Origin of the sequence: Roseivirga pacifica, assembly GCF_900111145.1 — a bacterium.
In the GTDB taxonomy this organism is placed as follows: domain Bacteria; phylum Bacteroidota; class Bacteroidia; order Cytophagales; family Cyclobacteriaceae; genus Roseivirga; species Roseivirga pacifica.
Genome location: NZ_FOIR01000001.1, coordinates 1,595,338 through 1,611,718 on the forward strand (window position 1 = coordinate 1,595,338; position 16,381 = coordinate 1,611,718).

Sequence of the window (16,381 nt, forward strand, 5' to 3'; positions counted from 1 at the left end):
TTATGGCCATAATAGTGAACTTGGATGTAATGCTGGCCAAAAGAAAGATGCAGAGCAAAGAACTGGCCGAGATTGTGGGGATTACTTTGGCGAATCTTTCTATCTTAAAGACAGGAAAAGCCAAGGCGATTAGGTTCTCTACATTAGAGGCCATTTGTCAAGCATTGGACTGTCAGCCGGGCGATATACTAGCTTTTGAAAACGAAGAATAATATGAGCAATTTGGATAGACCGTGGGTATTAGGAGCCCATATAGGAACACTTTTAGGTTATGCAGTAGCGTTAGGCAATTTTATCGTACCACTTATTATTTGGCTCTCTAAAAAAGATGAGTCAGAAGTAATTGCCATGCATGCTAAAGCCTCTCTCAACTTTCAAATATCAATGGCTATTTATACTATCATTGCCGGTATTTTGGCCTTGGTTTTAATTGGTCTACCATTTCTTTTGGTGCTGCCGATTATCAACCTAATCTGCGTTATTCTAGCTACTATTGAAGCAGATAAAGGAAAGCTTTTTAAATACCCATTCAGTATTACCTTTGTGCAGTAAATCGCAAAGGAAATGGATATCAGACCTAGAAGAAACCGTAAATCAGCTGCAATTAGAAGCTTGGTTGAAGAAACCAAAGTAACTACTGATGACTTTATTTTTCCGCTCTTTTTGTTAGAAGGGGCAAACGAAAAAGTGGAGGTAGATTCAATGCCCGGCATTTACCGTTTGGGTATTGATAAAATGTTGAATGAAATAGAAGAATGCCTAAAACTTGGTGTAAAAGCATTTGATATTTTTCCTGTAGTGGCCGAGCATCACAAAGATAAGCTGGCTACTAAAAGCCACGATCTTGATTTCTTCTACCACAAGGCTTTGCGAAGGGTAAAAGATACTTTTCCTGAGGCAGCTGTAATGACCGATGTTGCCATGGACCCTTATAGTTCCGATGGTCACGATGGTATAGTGCAAGACGGAAAAATATTGAACGATGAAACCTTAGAGGTGCTCGGCAAGCAAGCGCTTTCCCAAGCGCAAAGTGGTGCTGATATTATTGGGCCTTCCGATATGATGGACGGGAGAGTGGGCTATATTCGCGAGGTGTTGGATGACAACGGTTTTACCGATGTTTCGATAATGTCTTATTCTGCCAAATATGCTAGTGCCTTCTACGGTCCATTCCGCGATGCATTAGATTCTGCTCCCAAAAGTGGAGATAAGAAAACCTACCAGATGAACCCAGCCAACCAAAGAGAGGCGCTTATTGAGGCCGATTTAGATGTGGATGAAGGTGCCGACTTTTTGATGGTAAAGCCTGCATTGGCTTACCTCGATGTAATTAAGCTTTTAAAAGACAATTATACACAGCCAATTGCTGCCTATAATGTTAGCGGTGAATATGCCATGCTTAAAGCAACTGCAGAAAAGGGCTGGCTAAGCTATGAGCCAACCATGGCCGAAACACTTTTGAGCATTAAAAGGGCGGGTGCAGATATTATTTTAACCTATCATGCCAAGGAGTTTGCTCAGTTGGCTAAATAGTAAGGGGGGCAGCTAGAAAACAAAAAAGGGACAATTGAAAAATTGTCCCTTTTTTGTTTATCGTTTGCTTTTTGTTTAAGCTACGAGCGGCTCACGCCCTAATTTCTTAAGCATTTGGCCATGTTTAACCAATGCAGAATAGAATGTTTTTTCGCTGTTATATGGTAGGCCAAACTCTCTAGCCTTCGCCTCAACAATTTTTGCAATGTTTTTATAGTGAACATGGCAAATGTTAGGGAAGAGGTGATGCTCAATTTGGAAATTCAACCCCCCTACATACCAACTGAATAACTTACTTTTTGGAGCGAAATTGGTGGTGGTAAATAATTGGTGAACAGCCCAATTGTTCTCCATGTTTCCTGTTTCGTCTGGCATAGGGTAGTCGGCAGACGGCATTACGTGGGCTGGCTGAAATATTAGCCCTAATGATAAGCCAGTGATGTAGTGCATAATGAAGAAGCCAATAAAAATGATCCACCAAGGTGCTTGGATAAAGACCATAGGTATTACCAATGCATAACCGTAATAGAGGATTTTGGAGATGATTGTTTCGATTAACACACCGTTGTAAGTTCTTTTTTGAGACTTAAGTAGCCCCATTTGCTTATAGCGATAGAGCTGGCGAAAGTCTTTTGTTGTAAGCCAAAGGAATGTCATCATACCATACAAAAACCATCCGTAAATGTGCTGGTGTTTATGTACCTTTAAAAGTGGGGCATGCGGAGAAAGTCGCATTAATTTACCTGGATCAATGTCCTCATCCATCCCTTCTATGTTAGTGTAAGAATGGTGCAGAATATTGTGCTGGATTTTCCAGTTAAAGGAACTGGCTCCCACCATGTTCATTACGTAACTCAGGTATTTGTTTACGTATTTGTTTTTGGAATATGCCCCGTGGTTCGCATCGTGCATTACGGAAAGACCTATGCCCGCTGTACCAAAACCCATTAATACCCACATAAGCAGTACCAAGTAGTTGTTGGTAACTACTCCAAAGATCATTAGGAAGTAGGGTACAAAGAATAAGGCGAACATAAATACGGTTTTGAGCACCATGTTGGCATTGGCGTACACCGATATGTCCTTTGTATCGAAATAATTGTTAACGGATTTTCTGAGGTCGGCAATAAAGTCTGCATGGTTTGACCGAGAAAATCTTACGCTTTTGTGATTCATGTATTCTATAATTCTATGCCGAAAGCCGGCACTAATCCTCTAGTTTGACCACCGAAAAAATACGATTCATTTTTAATGAAAGCAACATTTATCGAGGGCTTGCTTTCTTAGAACGAACTAAGAATCAGCAAATATACATTTACTTACGTTTATTATTGAGGCATTTCTTGCGATTGACAAAACGTACGTTCTGTCTGCTTTACATTTTACACAAGGTCCTGCTCTCTTTCTAGCATCAAAATAGACGATTGCGGAACAATGAAGAGCTTTTGGCCTTCGTAAACAATCTCAACTGCACCTTTTTGCAGAAAAATGGCTAAATCTCCCTCTTGTGCCTGTAGTGGGATATATTTTACTTTTTCGTCTTGATCCTTCCAATATTCGTCTTCTTCTGCTGCCAACGGTAAAGGGTAGCCGGGGCCAACCTTTATGATGTAGCCTGTTTGCACCTTTTCTTTTTCTTGAACACCGGGAGGGAGGTAGAGTCCTCCGTTGGTTTTTTCGGGAGATTTCTTTGGCTTGATCAACACGCGATCCCCAACTACAATAATCTTCTTTAGCTTGTTATCTGCCGTAAGTTCCATCTGAAAATTTTGGACAAATATACTTGAAAGGGTAAATAAAAAAAGGCCGACAATGCGGCCTTTTGGTTTGAGTTATAACCTGATTTAGTGTTTTATCAGAAGCTTTTTGGTTTCTACGTGGTTACCCAAGTTTACCCTTATCAGGTATACTCCGTTTATCACGTTCGAACCGTTAAATTCTACTTTGTATGTTTCACCTTTTTCTGCTGTCCCTTCGAATAGCTTGCCTACTATCATGCCGCGAGTATCGTAAACTGCTACGTTTGCATTTGCAGTTGTGTTGGTAGAGAAAGTAATGTTGGCATAGTCCTTAGTAGGGTTAGGGTAAGCGTCTATATCTATTTCGATTGCAGGCAATGGAGATGTCACTTCACCTCCAATGTTAGAAACTAGTTTACCAGTATTTTTAGCGCTATTTCCATCCCCGCAACTTCCGAGTGTAGCTCCTTGGCTAAGGTATAAATCAACTTGTGTTTGCTCTACGCACATGGCTTGGCCATTGTAACAAATGGTAACATTGCCTGACCACTGTGTTAGGGTAAGTCCACATTCATTAGGTTCGCTAGTGCTTAGGCTACATGTATAGCCTTCTCCATCGGTGTATTCAATAACTTTGTAGTCGCCATAGGTTTCACCAAGAATATTAATTGAGCAAGAAGTATGAATTTCAGTATAGTCATTGCCGACCTTTAGATAAGTCTTTGAGTCCAACCTACCTTTATGATCAAAGCCTTCTACTTTTAATTCTTGACCGTTCTGAACATTGTAAAATGTTTTGATGATCGTATCCTTTTTCTTGTTGAAAACCTTTACCGTAACACCTGAAGTACCTCTGTAAACAACAGTGAAGTTTTTCATTTTTCCTTCACATTGACAGTCAGAACTGGTGCTCTGGCTATTAGAGACAGCGCTCATGCCATAAGATCTGTTAGACGAGGAAGTGCTGATGTTTTTATACCCATTACTATGGTCAAAGTCATAGCTATTTCCACTATCCTTTTTACTCTTGTCTTTCCCTTTGTCATCATCATCATCATCACGATCGTCATCGTCATCATCGCTATCATGATTTCCGCTATCATCATCGTCATCATCGTTGTGGGAACCATTGTCGCTGTCGTTAAAGTCTGACAAGCCAGGATCCTGACAGGTAACTCCTTCACCATCGGTGTACTCCATTACCTTAAAAGGCCCATAAGTTTCACCCAAGATGTCAATAGAGCACGATGTGTGAATTTCGGTATAGCTGTTGCCAACCTTTAAGTAGGTTTTAGAGTCGAGTCTACCTTTGTGGTCAAAGCCTTCAACCTTTAAAGATTGGCCATTCTGAACATTGTAGAATGTTTTGATGACTGTGTTTTTCTTTTTATTGTAAGCCTTTACAGTAGCTCCAGAGTAACCGTTGTAAACAACGGTGAAGTTCTTCATTTTACCCTCGCATTGACAGTCTTGGTCAGAACCGCTTCCGCCTCCTGGGTAGCCGCCATCGTCATCGTCATCATCGTAATGATCATCATCACTATCATGGCTGTCATCATCATCGTCATCCCCATGGTCATCGTCATCGTCCCCATGATCATCATCATCATCGTCCCCGTTATCATTATCAGTACAACGAACATCAATTACGGTTACCGTAATATCTTTTGTTGCTGTACATCCCATAGCATCAGTAACAAGTACTGAGTAAGTTGTTGTAACGAGAGGGGCCACTTCTACAGTGTTTCCATCCACACAGCCCATAGCTTGGTTTGGAGACCAAGTATAGTTGTAGTTGCCGCTTCCGCCTGTAGCATTAGCACTTAGTGTAACAGACTGTTGTCCATAGCCTAGGTAAATCACATGGTCTTCTGCTCCATTTCCTCCTGGAGCAACAGGCGTCATTGAAGTGTTTACTGCCAGTACATCTGGTTGGGTAACATTAACAGTTGCTGACTTTGTGTTCCCTTGTCCATCAGTTACCGTTAAAGAGTAGGTTCCTGCAGAAAGGTTCGATACACTTGAGCCGGTAGTTCCGTTTGACCAAACATAACTATAGGAGCCACAGCCACCTGTAACTGTTGCCGTAATTGAACCATCAGAAGCTCCATAACATGAAACATTGTAGCCATTGCTTTGCTCGTTTGGCGATAGTGTTACAGTAATTGGGCTAGCCAGTACTGTAACATTGAAACTTGCCGTACTTGTATTTCCTGCTACATCTGTTGCAGTGTAGGTAACTGTGGTTGTTCCTACATTAAAGCTCTGGCCAGAAGTATAGTCGCTGGTGATTGTAGCTGAACAATTGTCTGAAACTTGAGGGGTTGTCCAGTTGGCGATTGCGCTGCAGCCATTAGTAGCCTGAACTGTAATGTTAGTAGGCATACTGCTTAATGAAGGGGCAATGTTATCTGCAATAGTCACAGTCGAGGTTGCAGTAGCTGTATTACCAGCCGCATCGGTTACTGTGATAGTTACCGTGTTTTCGCCAAGTTCTGCACAGCCAAACTCTGTTTTGCTGATAGTAACATTAGCAACTGAGCAGTTATCTGAAAGCGCATCTACCACATCATTCTGCGAGATGGTCAGTTCACCATTGGCATCAAGGTAGCCAAGGAAATCTTTAGCGGTAACAACAGGGTCGATAGCATCAACCACGGTAACTACAGCCGAGGCAGCTGCTGAATTACCAGAAGCGTCTGTGCCAGTAAGAAGTACAGTGTTTGTGCCAATATCATTACAATTAAAGCTTGTTTTGTTAAGTTCGAGTGTTAGGCTGCAATTATCAGTAGAACCATTGTTTACATCTTGAACGGAGATCAAAGCTTCACCATTGCTGTTCAAATAAACCGTTACATCCTGCGCTACTACATTCGGAGCAATATTGTCAACTACCGTTACGGTGAACTCCTCAATTACTTCGTTTCCTGAAGCATCAGTTACCGTCAATGAAACAGTGTTTGTACCTAAATCATCACAGTCGAATGTTGCTTGAGAAAGCACTTTAGAAGCGATACCGCAATTGTCGGTACTGCTGGTTTCAACATCCGAAACTTCCAAAGTAGCGTTTCCGCTAGCATCAAGGTTTAGGCTAACGTTTTGCACTGTAACTACCGGAGCAGTTTTGTCTTCAATGGTCACAGTAGAGGTTGCTGTAGCCGTATTACCAGCCGCATCGGTTACTGTAATGGTTACAGTATTTGCGCCAAGTTCTGCACAAGCAAACTCCGTTTTACTAATAGCAACATTAGCAACAGAGCAGTTGTCTGAAAGCACATCTACCACATCATTCTGTGAGATGGTCAATTCACCATTGGCATCAAGGTAGCCAAGGAAGTCTTTAGCGGTAACAACAGGGTTGATAGCATCAACCACGGTAACTATAGCCGAGGCAGCCGCTGAATTGCCAGAAGCATCTGTACCCGTAAGAAGTACAGTGTTTGTACCAAGGTCGCTACAATCGAAGCTTGTTTTGTTAAGTTCGAGTGTTAGGCTGCAATTGTCGGTAGAGCCGTTGTTTACATCCTGAACGGAGATCAAAGCTTCACCATTGCTGTTCAAGTAAACCGTTACATCCTGCGCTACTACATTCGGAGCAATATTGTCAACCATGGTTACAGTGAACTCCTCAATTACTTCGTTTCCTGAAGCATCTGTTACGGTCAATGAAACAGTGTTTGTACCTAAATCATCACAGTCGAATGCTGTTTGAGAAAGTACTTTAGAAGCGATACCGCAATTGTCAGTACTGCTGGTTTCAACATCTGAAACTTCCAAAGTAGCGTTACCGCTAGCATCGAGGTTTAGGCTAACGTTTTGTACTATTACTACCGGAGCAGTTTTGTCTTCAACAGTTACAGTCGAGGTTGCCGTAGCCGTATTACCAGCGGCATCGGTTACGGTAATGGTTACCGTGTTTTCGCCAAGTTCTGCACAGCCAAACTCTGTTTTGCTGATAGTGACATTAGCAACAGAGCAGTTGTCTAAAAGCGCATCTACCACATCGTTCTGCGAGATGGTCAGTTCACCATTGGCATCAAGGTAGCCAAGGAAATCTTTAGCGGTAACAATAGGGTTGATGCTGTCTTTTACAGTAACTGTGGCTGTAGCACTTGCTGTGTTACCAGAGCCATCGGTTCCAGTTAGTGTTATTGTATTTGTGCCTAAATCAGCACAATCGAAAGCTAGATTATCAAGCGTTAAGCTTAGGTTGCAGTTGTCAGAAGAGCCATTGTTAATGTCTTCTACCGCAATTGATGCATTACCGTTTTCGTCTAGGTAGACTTCAATGTCCTGAGCGATTACCGTTGGCTTAATGTCATCAACGATAGTAACGGTTACTGTTGTTGAGGCTTCATTTCCGCTCGCATCGGTTGCGGTAAGCGTTATCGTGTTTTCGCCTAAATCGGCACAAGTAAAGTTCGTTTTATCAATTGCCAAACTTGGTGTTCCGCAGTTGTCGCTGCTACCGTTGTTTACTTGTGCTGCCGTAATTGAGGCGCTGCCATTGGCATCAAGGTTCACTATAATGTCTTGTCCTACTGCAGTAGGGATAGTTGTATCTTCAACCTGTACGCTAAAGCTAAATGTTGTAGTGTTCTGTCCATCAGTAGCAGTCCAAGTTACGGTAGTAGTGCCGACATTAAAGGCCACACCTGCAAGGTCTGTACCTGTTCCGGTAGTAGCACCGCTAAGTGTGTAGCTCAGGCTTACTTCAGAGCAGAAGGTGTCAGATGCACCAGGCGTAAACTCAGTTCCTTGAACTGTATAAGAACAATTCGCTTCGTCTACACTTTTAGTAACAGTGCTTCCTTGTGTTATTTCAGTTGTTTCTCCTCCAGAGGTTTCACCCGCAATTTCTCCGTTGAAGGCGAACATGTGGTTTTCGCCAGAAGCTTGCATCATTGATTTACCCACTATTTGACCAGAGATGTTGTTGTGGCTGGTTTTGTTGATGTGAGCAAATGGAGCAAACAGAGAGCCTATTAAAGAGCCATTACCTTGTACTTGTAAATAAGTAGTATTGTGGAAGTTGTAGATAATATAAGGAGCTACATGTTCTCCAATTCCACCTGTGTTGTAGGCGTTCCAGTAGAAGCTACCCGGCTGATCTACGTTAATCAATAAGATTCTGTTGGCACTTGGCTGGTTGTTGAAAGTGAAAACAGAAACGTTGTTCAAGTCGCTGCCGGTTACATTTAGCACATTCAATCCATCTTGAAGGTTGATTTTAACCTGATTTGGAAGGTTTGTATTGCTAATAGGCTGACCGTTTGGATTGGTAAGGTTGGCATTATTAGCCAATTGGCTCATGGCTTCGGAGCTTGCTTCGAATTGCGTAAAGGCAGCATCAAAGTCAATTACATTGGCTTCGAAGATATGGTTGTTCTGTTCGCTAACACCCAACTGATTGGCATGTGCTTGAAGGTGCAGCCTTGGGTTGCTATTGTAATTATTGTTTTTGGTTACGCGCATGGTGGTGTAAGCACCATTCATGTCTTGGTACCAAACCTTAGAGCCATTTTGCTCACCAATTTTTGCATAACCATTCTGATTTACCTGCAATGAGTTACCACTTGTGTAGTTTACTTTTCCGCCAACAACTAGCGTAACCGGCACATTTTGTACTTGGAAACTTCCAATGCTATTAGTAGAAACTTGATAGTTGCCATTGATAGTTAGGTCACCTCCAAGGGCAACAGCGCCTTCAGTTTCATTGCTTTTGAATGTTACGTCTTCTTTGATGAATACGTTGAAGTTCAATGCTGGGCTTAGCGGGTTGGCGTTTGTAACTGAGGTTGAGCCGCCCGATGTTGGGTTAGTCCATACAGGTGTCGATGGATCAATAATGAATACATCTACTTGAGTCGTAGTAGTATTTCCATTGCTATCAGTGGCTGTCACTGTTATGGTGTTTTCACCAAGGTCATCACAGTCGAAGTCTGTTTGGCTGATAGTAATGTTTACTGAGCCACAATTGTCGTTACCAACGCTTGTAACCACTTGCTGTTGAGTAATGGTTACAGTTCCATCTTCGCCAAGCTCAACATTTAAAGATTGAACGGTTTGAATAACCGGAGCAATATTGTCGATTACTGTCACGGTAGCTGTTGCAGAAGCGGTGTTGCCGGCAGCATCGGTACCTGTTAGGGTTACTGTGTTGGCGCCAAGATCATTACAATTAAAGCTTGTTTTGTTAAGCTCAAGTGTTAGGCTGCAATTATCAGTAGAACCGTTGTTTACATCCTGAACGGAGATCAAGGCTTCACCATTGCTGTTCAAATAAACCGTTACATCCTGCGCTACTACGTTCGGAGCAATATTGTCAACTACCGTTACGGTGAACTCCTCAATTACTTCGTTTCCTGAAGCATCAGTTACCGTCAATGAAACAGTGTTTGTACCTAAATCATCACAGTCGAATGCTGTTTGAGAAAGTACTTTAGAAGCGATACCGCAATTGTCGTTACTGCTGGTTTCAACATCCGAAACTTCCAAAGTAGCGTTTCCGCTTGCGTCAAGGTTTAGGCTAACGTTTTGCACTGTTACTACCGGAGCAGTTTTGTCTTCAATAGTTACAGTCGAGGTAGCTATAGCCGTATTACCAGCAGCATCGGTTACAGTAATGGTTACCGTGTTTTCGCCAAGTTCTGCACAACCAAACTCCGTTTTGCTGATAGTAACATTAACAACTGAGCAGTTGTCTGAAAGTGTCTCTACCACATCATTCTGCGAGATGGTCAATTCGCCATTGGCATCAAGGTAGCCAAGGAAGTCTTTAGCGGTAACAATAGGGTTGATGTTGTCTTTTACAGTAACTGTTGCTGAAGCACTTGCTGTGTTACCAGAGCCATCGGTTCCAGTTAGTGTTACTGTATTTGTGCCAAGGTCGTTGCAATCGAAAGCTAAATTATCAAGCGCTAAGCTAAGGCTACAGTTGTCAGAAGAGCCATTGTTAATGTCTTCTACTGTAATTGATGCATTACCGTTTTCATCTAGGTAAACTTCAATGTCCTGAGCGATTACTGTAGGAGCAATGTTGTCTTGAACCGTAATTGTAACAGTTTCAGAAGCTTCGTTTCCACTGCCATCTTTAACTGTAAGTGTTACGGTATTGGTGCCTAGGTCATCGCAAGTAAATACCGTTTTAGAAAGCTCTTTTGAAACAATTGAGCAATTGTCTGAACTGCTTGTTTCAACGTTTTGTACCGTTAAAGTAGCGGTTCCGTTCTCATCAAGATTTAGCGTGTAATCTTGAGCGGTAACAACTGGAACAATTTCATCTACAATGGTCACAATTGCTGTTGCCTCTGTCGAATTTCCTTCACCGTCTGTTACGGTTACAGTTACAATGTTTTCGCCAATGTTATTACAGTCAAACTCTGTAATATTTGCTTCTATGCCAGTGATTTTACAATTGTCTGCAGTGCATCCTTCGCCAGAATAGCTGTTTACTATAAAAGGAGAAGGAGCTCTGTAGATTCCTGTTGCAGGTACAATGTCGAAATCTTGATTGCTAGGAGAGAATCCTCCAAAGTCAAAGCCTCCAAAATCGAAACCACCGAATTCGAAACCGCCAAAATCGAAATCGCCTCCGTCATCATCATCGTCACTTTCTAGGTCAATTACCGCATCATCACAAACCACCAAAATATCCATTGGATCCAATGTTGCTTGGTTGTTGTCGTCTAGTGTAATTGTGATATTTTGAGTTACTACTTCAGGGCCCAGGTTATCAACTATAGTTATTGTTGCTTGGGCAGTAGATGTGTTGCCACTGTCATCAGTACCAATCAGCGATATTTGATTATCACCTAGGTCTTCACATGAAAAAACTGACTTAGAAAGCTCTAGGGTTAGGTTTCCACAAGGATCTATTGAATTGTCATCAACCATTTCTGGTGTAATGATCGCGTTGCCATCAGCTCCTAGTTCAATTGTAAGGTTGTTTGCATAAACCTGAGGAGCCTGATTGTCTTTAATTGTAACAATGGCAGTTGCCGATGTTTTATTACCACTATGATCGGTAACAGTAACTGTTACTAGGTTTTGTCCAGCGTCATTACACGTAAAAGTTGACTTATCTAGTTTATAGGTGGCTATTCCACAATTGTCGTAGGTACAGCTGGCCGATTCGAAAAGTGGGGCTTCATCTCCGTTTGGAGCGGCTTCAATAAATTGACTGTTGTTGCCATCTAATATCATCGATATTCCACCGCCACTACAGTTCATTCTTAGCACTTCTTGAGGCGTAATGGTTATACTGCCGTTCGTTATGTACTTGGTGATATTACGCGTAACAACTACCGGGGCTAACTTATCTACAACCGAAACAGTTATTTGCTGAGTACAAATGTTTTCGCTTCCGTCTTTCGATGTAAGCGTTATGGTGTTTTCTCCAAGATCATCGCAAGAGAATAGTTGCTTATCTGCGGAAACGGTAACTCCTTCGGATAGTCCGAGGCAGTTATCAAATTGTGTGAGGTCTAGCGTAGAGAAGCCATTTTGATTCAACTCTAGTTGAACCGTGGTGGTTTGAGCTAGGATAGTATTGCTAGTCAGAATTACCAGACTTAGTGTTAACAATACCTTAAAGAAATATGCAGACCTCCGTGGGGAGAGTACATATGTGCGCATAGTATTACAGTGTTTTGGTTAAAGGCTCAGTTGGTCGTTGGTCGATCCTCCTATCGTTCTAAACAGCTCTACAACAGCTTTTTACCATGCACATATCCTCCTCGGCAGAGTTATGTTTAGGCGATAGATTGGTGAAAGTGCACGAATATACAAAAATCTGCATTTCACATACATTAAAACGAAATTTATTTAACCATAAACACCTGTATTTCAAGCTGATTTTACAAAATCAGGTGTTTCTACGCAGTGGGTTTTTAGTCTTGAGAACGCTCAATAAGGCGGTTGTCGATCTGTTTTGCGGTTTTTGCACCTAGTTTTTTGATGTTTTCCGCACGGTTTACAAGGTTTCCTCTACCTTCCGTGAGTTTTTTCATGGATTCTTGATATACTTTCTGCGATTGAGATAGGTGTTTTCCCAAATTGAGTAAGTCTTCGGTGAATGACTGAAATTTATCGTAAAGGGCACCGCTTTGGCGTGCAATTTCCAGTGCATTCTTGTTTTGGTACTCTTGCTTCCATATAGAAGAGATAGTGCGCAAAGTTGCAATAAGTGTGGTTGGACTTACTATTACTATGTTTTTAGCATAGGCTTCGTTAAATAGCTCTGGATCGTGCTGAACAGCGAGTGTAAATGCCGGTTCAATTGGAATAAAGAGCAAAACAAAGTCAAGTCCTTCTAAGCCATACAGGTTTTGATAACTCTTTTCGCTTAGCCCTTTTACATGTGCTTTTATGGAGTTGATATGAAGTTTGAGTTGTGCTAGTTGGTCGCCTTGATCCTCTAGGTTAGCAAAGCGCTCATAGGCAACCAGCGAAACTTTACTATCTATAATAATGTGCTTGTTATCGGGTAGGTGTACCACTACATCAGGCTGATAGCGCTTGCCATCTTCTCCTGTTTCCGAAACTTGCGTTTCATACTCCCTGCCTTTTTCAAGTCCTGACTTTTCAAGAATTCTTTCCAGAATTACTTCGCCCCAGTTACCCTGAGTTTTGGTATCTCCTTTTAGTGCTTTTGTTAGGTTTTCGGCTTCTTTGGTAATTTGTTTGTTTAACTCACTAAGGTTTTTGATTTGCTGTACCAGTCCAGCATTTCGCTCGGCATCTTCCTTATTAGAGTCTTCTACTTTTTTCTGGAACTCACCTATTCGCTCTTTTAGCGGTCCTAATACTTCGGTGAGGTTAACTTTGTTTTGCTCGGCAAATTTTTTCCCTTTCTCTTCAAAAATCTCGTTTGCCAGCAGTTTGAATTCTTTGGTGAATTTATCGTTAAGTTGCTCAATTTCAGTTTTTTGCTCTTCCAGTCTTTGTTTTAAGTTATGGTGGTCGGCATTTAAGCTGGCTAAATCATTGCTTAGTTTTACGGCTTTTTCTCTCTCGCTATTCAGTTGTGGTTTTAACTCGCTTATCTCATTATTGAGTAGCTTGTTTTTTTCCTGCTCAAGAGACAATTGGTTGTTAAGTTGGTTTAACTCTGGCTCGTGGTCGACTTGCTCCTTGCCTTTAACACGCCCAATTAACCAACCAATGATTGCCCCTAAAATTACTCCAGAAAAAAGCCAAACGAATTCCATATACTTGATTTTCCACAAATATATCGCATTGATTTTAGCTTGAAAGGCTTAATGTGCTTTAAGCGAAGCGCACTTTGTTTTTGTGTAAGGCTGTATTGGCCAGATAACCTTGTTTGTCAAGGTGTTCCATTAGGTGTGGTTTGATTGTTAAATTCAGTGCATCGTAGTTGTTTAGTGTGCACCAAGGTGAGATGTTTAGTTCTAGATAATTCGCGCTGAGTTTACCTGCCTTAATTTTTGGCGTAGGTGTTTTTAGAATGTGGGGGGACTGAGCCAAAAAGTCCATAATGGTTTGCTTTACGGCAGCCATGTCACTTTGGTAGTTCACCTGTACTTTCAGGTCAAGCTGTACAATATTTTTAGCCGTGAGATTGTGGAAAGGCCCGGTATAAAAAACGGTGTTGTTTAGTTCGATTTCTTTGCCATCTATTGAGGCAAGCGTGGTTTTTCTTATTCCTCGGGATTTAACTGCTCCGAGTTTTCCTCGAACCTCTAAAAAGTCGCCATGTTTGAAAGGCTTAAATACCTTGAGGACCATGCCGCAAATAGCATTCGATAGCGGGTGAATTAAGCGCTTTATATTAGTGGGTACTTTTTCTAACATAGAGTTGGTGGTTGGTGCTGATTAGCATCAATCAGCATACCAATTACGTTATTTTGTGTGTAAACCCTACTTAAATGCGTATTGTTCTAATATTAATTTTCTTCAAGCTCCCAGCTTGGGACTTTTTAAGTCGGAATTGGGACTTAATCAATTGTAGCAATACACTTCAGTTCAATGGCGATAGGGGTAGGTAATTTGTTGATTTCTACCGTTGTTCTACAGGGCTGATTGTCTTTGAAGTATTCAGCATAGATGGCATTATAAGTTTTGAAATCTGCATCCATGTTGGTGAGAAAAACAGTTACATCAACCAGTTTGTCCCAGCTACTGCCAGATGCTTCTAGAATCAGGCGTACATTTTTAAACACAGAATGACATTGTTCGGCAATATTGTAAGAGGTAATGTTGCCATGCTCGTCTAATTCAACACCAGGAATTTTCTTAGTACCTCTTTCCCTTGGTCCAACACCCGAAAGGAAAAGCAGGTTGCCTACTTTGCGAGCATGAGGATACAAACCAACTGGTTCTGGAGCTTTTTCGCTGTTAAATTTTTCCATCTAAAAATGCTTAATTAACTCTATTCTGTAGTTCTCCAATTCGTCTTGTGGTTTTACATTATAAATGCTAAAACCGTTATTCAGAGCAAACTGAAGCATGTTTTTGTGCCTGTTAAGTGTTTTGAATTTAATGCAGGCATACCCCTTTTCTTTCACCCATTTTTCTTGGGCTTGGGCTAGTTTTTTGGCGATTCCTAAATTCCTGTAATCAGGAAGTACACCACCGAGCCAGCTGTAGAACGATCCGTCTTTAAAGCGATCGTAGCCAAGCTTGCAGCCAACCGGTTGACCGTCTACAGAAGCAACCAAAATAAGATGGTCTGTAGTTTTGATTTTGGAGTTGTAGTACTCCAATTCAAACATGGGGTCGAACTCTGGTAAGTCGCTGAGCACCTTAATGGCAACACGCATATCGGCCGGCTCGATGGTGATTTTCATCTTATGAATTCATGATTGATTCAATCTCTTCAGCCTCTAATGGAATGTTGCCCATTAGGTTGAATTGACCGTCTTCAGTGATTAGCATATCATCTTCCAAACGAATACCAATGCCCTCGTTCGGAATGTAAATTCCTGGCTCAACAGTGAAAACCATGCCCGGAGTAAACTCTGTGTAAATGCTTGCCACATCGTGCACATCTAGCCCAATATGGTGCGAAGTACCATGCATAAAGTACTTTTTGTAAGCTGGCCAATCAGGGTTTTCGTTTTTTACATCTGTTTGGTCAAGCAGGCCAAGACCAATCAGTTCACTGGTCATTATTTTGCCCACTTCTTTGTGGAATTCAGGAATGCGGTTGCCTGGGGTAAGCATGGCGGTAGCTTCTTTCTTTACGCGGAGCACAGCATCATAAACTTCTCTTTGGCGCTTGTTGAATTTGCCGTTTACTGGAATGGTACGGGTCATATCGGCATTGTAGTTGCCATATTCGGCACCTACGTCCATAAGAATAAGGTCGCCATCTTTACAGCTGTCGGCATTTTCAATATAGTGCAATACACAGGCATTGCCACCATTTGCTATAATTGGTGTATAGGCAAATCCTTTGGATCTGTTGCGAATGAATTCGTGCAGGAGTTCTGCTTCGATTTCGTATTCCATTACCCCTGGCTTCACAAATTTTAAAACTCTGCGGAATGCCTTTTCGGTAATGTCGCAAGCTACCTGCATCATTTCGATTTCGCGCTTCTCCTTTTTGGTGCGCAAATCATAAATGATTGGTGCTAGGCGCTCATACTCGTAATTTGGGTAGGTAGCATGGCACCACTTGTTAAATCGGTCGGTGCGGGTTTCTACCTCGGTGCTGTTTCTAATGTGCTCGTTTTGGTAGAGGTAAATGTTTTCAGTTTCGGCAAGTATGGTATTGAAAGTTTGCTCGAAGTTTTCTTTCCAAAGCACGGTTTGGACACCAGACTCTTCAGTGGCTTCTTCTTTGGTGTATTTGTGGCCTTCCCATACGGCAATGTGCTCGTTGGTTTCTCGCACAAAAAGTACTTCTCTGAACTTAGGGTCAGGGAAGTCAGGGGCGATTACCAAAATAGACTCTTCTTGGTCTATACCAGAAAGGTAGAGCATGTTGCTGTTTTGGCGGAAAGCCATGGTGCCATCTGCATTGGTTGGCATAATGTCGTTTGAGCAGACCACCACCACAGAATTGGGCTTGAGTTTGGCTGCAAGTTTTTCGCGATTGCGAATGAATAGATCTTTACCGATTGCTTCGTATTTATGCATAGGTT

The 16,381-nt window shown here is 41.9% G+C and carries 11 protein-coding genes; 3 read left to right on the plus strand and 8 right to left on the minus strand.

Annotation, left to right across the window (positions count from 1 at the left end; all coding sequences use genetic code 11):
* Positions 1 to 2 precede the first annotated feature (2 nt).
* The 3 genes from BMW98_RS07085 to hemB are packed head-to-tail and all read left to right on the plus strand — an operon-like array spanning position 3 to position 1,533.
* The gene (locus BMW98_RS07085; protein WP_090257808.1) at positions 3 to 212 is read left to right on the plus strand and encodes a helix-turn-helix domain-containing protein; all 210 of its coding nucleotides are present in this window, start codon (positions 3 to 5) and stop codon (positions 210 to 212) included.
* 1 nt (position 213) lies between these two features.
* Positions 214 to 552, plus strand: a complete 339-nt coding sequence (locus tag BMW98_RS07090; protein WP_090257809.1) for a DUF4870 domain-containing protein — start codon at positions 214 to 216, stop codon at positions 550 to 552.
* Between the two features lie 12 nt (positions 553 to 564).
* Positions 565 to 1,533, plus strand: coding sequence for a porphobilinogen synthase (hemB, locus tag BMW98_RS07095; protein WP_090257810.1), 969 nt, complete (start codon positions 565 to 567; stop codon positions 1,531 to 1,533).
* A 75-nt stretch (positions 1,534 to 1,608) separates the two neighbouring features.
* On the opposite strand, the gene BMW98_RS07100 is transcribed toward hemB, so the two are convergent.
* The 8 genes from BMW98_RS07100 to BMW98_RS07135 form a co-directional block, all read right to left on the minus strand.
* Entirely contained in the window at positions 1,609 to 2,709 is a 1,101-nt protein-coding gene (locus BMW98_RS07100; RefSeq protein WP_090257811.1) for a fatty acid desaturase family protein, read from the minus strand.
* 206 nt (positions 2,710 to 2,915) lie between these two features.
* Complete coding sequence (locus BMW98_RS07105) at positions 2,916 to 3,293, minus strand: co-chaperone GroES (RefSeq protein WP_090257812.1); 378 nt, start codon at positions 3,291 to 3,293, stop codon at positions 2,916 to 2,918.
* Positions 3,294 to 3,377: 84 nt separating this feature from the next.
* On the minus strand, positions 3,378 to 11,909 hold the full coding sequence (locus BMW98_RS07110) for a collagen-binding domain-containing protein (RefSeq protein WP_090257813.1): 8,532 nt from the start codon (positions 11,907 to 11,909) through the stop codon (positions 3,378 to 3,380).
* 254 nt (positions 11,910 to 12,163) lie between these two features.
* Positions 12,164 to 13,483 carry a DNA recombination protein RmuC gene (locus BMW98_RS07115; RefSeq protein ID WP_090257814.1) on the minus strand — a complete coding sequence of 440 codons (1,320 nt, stop codon included), beginning with the start codon at positions 13,481 to 13,483 and terminating at the stop codon, positions 12,164 to 12,166.
* A gap of 58 nt (positions 13,484 to 13,541) precedes the next feature.
* Positions 13,542 to 14,087, minus strand: a complete 546-nt coding sequence (locus BMW98_RS07120) for a mechanosensitive ion channel domain-containing protein (protein WP_090257815.1) — start codon at positions 14,085 to 14,087, stop codon at positions 13,542 to 13,544.
* 143 nt (positions 14,088 to 14,230) lie between these two features.
* Positions 14,231 to 14,644 carry a RidA family protein gene (locus BMW98_RS07125; RefSeq protein WP_090257816.1) on the minus strand — a complete coding sequence of 138 codons (414 nt, stop codon included), beginning with the start codon at positions 14,642 to 14,644 and terminating at the stop codon, positions 14,231 to 14,233.
* Positions 14,645 to 15,082, minus strand: coding sequence for a GNAT family N-acetyltransferase (locus BMW98_RS07130; protein WP_090257817.1), 438 nt, complete (start codon positions 15,080 to 15,082; stop codon positions 14,645 to 14,647).
* 1 nt (position 15,083) lies between these two features.
* Positions 15,084 to 16,376, minus strand: coding sequence for an aminopeptidase P N-terminal domain-containing protein (locus BMW98_RS07135; protein ID WP_090257818.1), 1,293 nt, complete (start codon positions 16,374 to 16,376; stop codon positions 15,084 to 15,086).
* Positions 16,377 to 16,381 lie beyond the last annotated feature (5 nt).